This is a genomic window from Roseiarcus sp. (assembly GCF_052145395.1).
Classification (GTDB): Bacteria; Pseudomonadota; Alphaproteobacteria; order Rhizobiales; family Beijerinckiaceae; genus Roseiarcus.
On the sequence record NZ_JBKQOT010000218.1, the window covers coordinates 1 to 3,974 of the forward strand.

Genomic DNA, 3,974 nt, shown 5'->3' on the forward strand with positions numbered 1-3,974 from the left:
TGCGTCCGGTCATGATGTTGTCGAGCGTCGTCATGCCCTTGAACAGGGCGACGTTCTGGAAGGTGCGCGCGACCCCCTGCTCGGCCGCATCGTGGGGCTTCATGCGCGAACGCGTGCGGCCCCTGTAGGTGATTCGGCCCTCTTGCGGGTGGTAGAAGCCGTTGACCACGTTGAGCATCGAGGTCTTGCCGGCGCCGTTCGGGCCGATGATGGCGCGGATTTCTCCCTTGCGGATGTCGAACGACACGTCCGATATCGCGCGCACGCCGCCGAACGACAGCGACACGTTCTCGACCGCGAGCAGGATGGCGTCCGCAGCCTCCGTCATGCCGCGCGCGCCTCGGGCGCCTTGGGATAGGGCGGCGTGTCGACGATGCGCGAAGCGCCGACGAGCTTGCCCTTGCGGCCGTCCTCGTAGGTGATCTCGGCGGCGATCGAAGCCTCTTCCGCGCCGTTGTAGAGGCCGTCGATCAGGGGCGCGTAGCGCTCGGCGATGAAGCGGCGCCGCACCTTCTGCGTGCGGGTCAATTCGCCGTCGTCGGCGTCAAGCTCCTTCGGCAAAATGAGGAAACGCCGGATCTGCGCCCCCGCCATCATCGGCTCTCGGCTCAGCGCGTGGTTCACCGCGTCGACGTGAGCCCCGATCATCTCGGTGACGCGCGGATGCGCGGCCAGCTCCTGGTACGAGGCGTAGGAGACGTTGTTGCGCTCGGCCCAATTGCCGACCGAGGCGAGCTCGATGTTGATCATCGCGGTGACGAACTCGCGCCCGTCACCGATCGCCACCGCCTCGCGGATATTGGGGAAGAATTTGAGTTTGTTCTCGATGTACTTGGGCGGGAACAGCTGGCCGTTGACGAGCCGCCCGACATCCTTGGCGCGGTCGACGATCTTGAGCTGTCCGTCCGCCTCGAAGAATCCGGCGTCGCCCGTCTTGACGTAGCCGTCCTCGGTCAGAGCCTCGCGCGTCTTGTCATCCTCACGGAAGTAGCCGACGAACATGCCGGGCGACTTGAACTGCACTTCGCCGTCCGAGGCGATGCGCACATAGACGTCGGGCGCCGGCGGCCCGACGGCGTCCGAGCGCACCGCGCGATCGGCCTGCGCGGTCACATACAGGAACGCTTCCGTCTGCCCGTAGAGCTGCTTCAGGTTGAGGCCGATCGAGCGGTAGAAGGCGAAGAGGTCGGCGCCGATCGCTTCGCCCGCGGTATAGGCGACGCGGATGCGTGAGAAGCCGAGCGCGTTTTTCAGCGGGGCGTAGATGAGAAGGTCGCCGAGGCCGTAGGCGAGCCGTGCGCTGAACGGGACCTTCTCGCCGTTCGCGATCCTTTCGCCCCAGCGCTTCGCCACCTCCATGAACCGGCGGTACAGCCATTTCTTGACCGCGCCTGCGTCCTCCATGCGGATCTCAACGCGGGTCAGCAGCGCCTCGAACACCCGCGGCGGGGCGAAATGAAAGGTCGGGCCGATCTCACGCAGGTCGCCCGCCGCCGTGTCGGCGCTTTCGGGACAAGCCATGCAAAAGCCTGCGACATAGCCCTGCGCGTAATTGAGGTAGTGGTCGCCGACCCAGGCGAGCGGCAGGTAGGCGAGCACCTCGTCGCGTTCGGTCAGCCGGTCGAAGGCGACGGTCGAGCGCGCGGCGACGATCGAGCGCTCGCCGCTCAGCACCACGCCCTTCGAGCGGCCGGTGGTCCCCGAAGTGTAGAGGATCACCGAGGGGTCCGAGCCCTTGCCGGCGTCGATTCGGCGGTCGAGGTCGGCCGAGGCGATAGCGTCGACGAGAGCGGCGCGGCCCTTTGCCATGACGGCTGCCAGCGCATGAAGGCCGGGCTCGTCATAGTCGCCGAGCCCGCGCGGTTCGTCGTAGAGGATGTGCCGGACGCGCGGCAGGCGGTCGCGCGTGGACAAAATCTTGTCGACCTGCTCCTGGTCCTGCGCGATGACGACCGAGGCCTCGGCGTGTTCGAGCAGCGTTGCGAGTTCGTCGGCGACGGAATCGGCATAGAAGGGCGCCGGAATCGCGCCGATCATCTGCGCCGCGGTCATCGACCAGTAGAGCTTCGGCCGGTTTGCGCCAGCGATCGCCATCGTGTGGCCTCGATCGAGTCCGAGCCCGATGAGGCCTGCGGCGATCGCGCGCGTCTCGTGGTACACCTGAGCCCAGGTCCACGTCTGCCAGAGGCCGAAATCCTTGTGGCGGAATGCGGGACGGTCGCCGCGGCGCACGGCGTGCTCCCGAAGGAGCTTTGCGAACGTGTCGCTCGCAACGCTTGTCTCGCGCGCCGACCCCAAGAGCCGCTCCTCCCTTCATCGCGGCGCCGACGGCCCCGCCCGGCGACGCGCGGTCGCTCTTTTCAGTGGCGGGGGAGTATTCAGCAGCGCCCCTCTGTTTTCAACAGCCCGACCTTAGTTGGATAAGGACTTCGCGGCGCCGATCAGACCCGGCGCTGCCTCCGTTCTAGGCCGACCCCAATCGGTCGCGAGGCTCCGACGTCCCGCGGGCGGCCGCGCCTTCGAAGACCGCCAGGCGAGTCGGCGACACCGATCGGTCCCCGTGAACACAGCGCTAGGGTCTGCCGCTCGCCGCGTCGGGTCCCTCTCCAACCTGCGCCCCGGCCGGCGCGACGTTGCGCATGTGGTCGGCGAAGGCCGCGAGCTTCAGGCCGAACTCGGCGCGCGCTTGCGGGTCGGCGACGGCCGCGTCGAGCGCGACGCGCGCGCATCTGAGCCACATGTCCCGTTCCTCAGCGCCGATGGGGAACGGCAGATGCCGCGCGCGCATGAACGGCGGCCCGTAAAGCTGGGGGTAGAGCGGCGGTCCGCCGACGAATCCGCTCAAGAATGCGACGAGTTTTGGCTTGAGTTCGGCGATGTCCGGCGGATGCCAGCCCCAGATGCGCGTGACTGCGGGGTCGCTCGCCATCGCCTCGTAGAAGCGCTCGACGAAGGCGACGAGCGCCGGTTCGCCGCCGATGCGGACGTAGAGGGAGGTCGTCGGAATCGACTCGTTCAAGTGGCGCCCTCGGGCAAGCGTCTGATTGCGCCCCGTTGAGCGCAGGAGTCGCGGACTTCGTCAACTCCGAGCGCTGGTCCTGTTTCGGTCTGAATCTCCGCTTCCGGGCGGATTGCGGTCACGCGAAGCCGGCTCCATAGGCGCACGCAAGGCGCAAGGGAGTGCATTGCGCAATGGCTCAGCGATTCGGACCTTGCTGGAGGGTCGTGCGCCCCGCCGACGCCAAGGGCTGTGGATTACCCCAAGCGCTGGCGCCCTGTCAGGTGTGGATCGTCGCCGAGAATGTCACACAATTGTAATATTTTCCAGTCCAACCTGGGCGTTCGCACCGCAGGAGTACTTCGTGATTGCTAAATCTTCTGTTCAAACCAATGCCCCTCGTTTTACGCTGCCCATAGTTCTCCGACTGACTCGCGCAATCCTTTTTGGGCTCGGATTGGCGATTGGGCTTGCGGCAACCGCTGAGGCGGCTCGGGAGCAAAATCGACAGGAATTGCAGCCCGCCGAGCGCGACGCTCAGCAAACCATTGAAATCGGTAACGACAGCGGCGGCAACGTCGCGGAGTATGCGTTGCGGCTGTACGAACTTCAGGCGACGAAACAGCAGGTCAAGTTTGTTGGCCGGTGCGATTCTGCGTGCACGCTTTTCCTCGCCCTGCCAACCGAGGAAACCTGCATATCGGAGGGGTCGTACTTCCGGTTTCACGCTCCGTCTGGGCCATCGGCGCCGGCCGCAGACCAGGTCAAAGGTTACATGCTGCATAAATACCCAAAATGGGTTCGCGCCTGGATCGTCGCGCAAGGCGGACTGACTGACGCCCTTGCAACAATGAGCTACGACTACGCCAACAAGTTCATGCGAACCTGCAGGTGACATCCCGGGCAATCGCATCTTGAGGGCGCAGCCCAGTTCGTCTGTGCGGTTCGAGGAGAAACGCGTCGGGGGCGCCGAAGC

4 protein-coding genes are annotated in these 3,974 nt (G+C 65.9%); 1 reads left to right on the forward strand and 3 read right to left on the reverse strand.

Annotated elements, in window-relative coordinates:
* The 3 genes from ACLP25_RS07405 to ACLP25_RS07415 form a co-directional block, all read right to left on the reverse strand.
* On the reverse strand, nt 1-328 hold a 328-nt coding region (locus tag ACLP25_RS07405), incomplete at its 3' end, for an ATP-binding cassette domain-containing protein (protein WP_442468571.1).
* Complete coding sequence (locus ACLP25_RS07410; protein WP_442468572.1) at nt 325-2,298, reverse strand: AMP-dependent synthetase/ligase; 1,974 nt, start codon at nt 2,296-2,298, stop codon at nt 325-327. The genes ACLP25_RS07405 and ACLP25_RS07410, both read right to left, overlap by 4 nt.
* A gap of 274 nt (nt 2,299-2,572) precedes the next feature.
* On the reverse strand, nt 2,573-3,019 hold the full coding sequence (locus ACLP25_RS07415; protein ID WP_442468573.1) for a group II truncated hemoglobin: 447 nt from the start codon (nt 3,017-3,019) through the stop codon (nt 2,573-2,575).
* Nucleotides 3,020-3,362: 343 nt separating this feature from the next.
* On the opposite strand from ACLP25_RS07415, the gene ACLP25_RS07420 reads away from it, so the two are divergent.
* The gene (locus ACLP25_RS07420) at nt 3,363-3,893 is read left to right on the forward strand and encodes a hypothetical protein (RefSeq protein WP_442468574.1); all 531 of its coding nucleotides are present in this window, start codon (nt 3,363-3,365) and stop codon (nt 3,891-3,893) included.
* Nucleotides 3,894-3,974 lie beyond the last annotated feature (81 nt).